The sequence below is a fragment of the Sulfoacidibacillus thermotolerans genome, assembly GCF_003144315.1.
Taxonomy (GTDB): Bacteria; Bacillota; Bacilli; order Alicyclobacillales; family SLC66; genus Sulfoacidibacillus; species Sulfoacidibacillus thermotolerans.
The window spans coordinates 1-758 of record NZ_MPDK01000099.1; the positions used below are offsets into that span (position 1 = coordinate 1).

General features: G+C 46.0%; 1 pseudogene. It reads right to left on the bottom strand.

Annotated features, from left to right (window positions below):
• Nucleotides 1–215: 215 nt before the first annotated feature.
• Nucleotides 216–668 (bottom strand): annotated as a pseudogene (locus tag BM613_RS14640) (IS3 family transposase); the annotation flags it as partial.
• Between the last annotated feature and the right edge of the window lie 90 nt (nucleotides 669–758).

The following is a 758-nucleotide window of genomic DNA, read 5'->3' on the forward strand; positions in this document are numbered from 1 at the left end:
TCCTCATCTCTGATGAGGCTGGTTCCTTATGCGCTTCTTAGGACTTAGAACTCGTTTATTTTCAGGATAGATTGGACATATCGAATTGAGAATTTCACAAATGTATAGCTAGGTCGAATCCCCAGGGTCTGTGGCTTCGACACCTTGACAAGTGTCGGGAATTGGTTCCGTTTGTCAAGGCTGGAAGGCATACCTTGACAAACTCGTAATTCTACTCAACTTGCTGCATTTACATTTAACTGGTAATATCTACGTTCGAATTCTACTGGCGCCATGTATTCAATCGACGAGTGAATACGTTCCCCGTTATACCAGGATTCAATGTACTCAAAAATGCGCTTCTTCGCTTCTTCCCGTGTTTCAAACTTCTCTAGATACACCAGTTCACGCTTGATGATGCTATGAAACGATTCGATGCAGGCGTTATCATAACAATTGCCTTTGCGGCTCATGCTGCCTTGCATCCCATAGAATTTCAAACGCTCTTGGTATTCGTGAGAGGCGTACTGGCTGCCACGATCCGAATGATGAAGCACTGGCCCTATTGGTTTCTGCCGCCAATAGGCTTTCTCCAGCGCCTGAATCACAAGCTCTCTTGTCATCCTTGAATCTGCGTGCCATCCCACAATTTTACGTGTGTACAGATCCTCTAGACTGGCCAAATAGAGTCATCCTTCGTCAGCAGGAAGTAGAGTAAGAAGCAGGGCGTAGTCGAACTATTTCCCTGCATCTCCTCTCCGAACCGGACTTGCACGTCT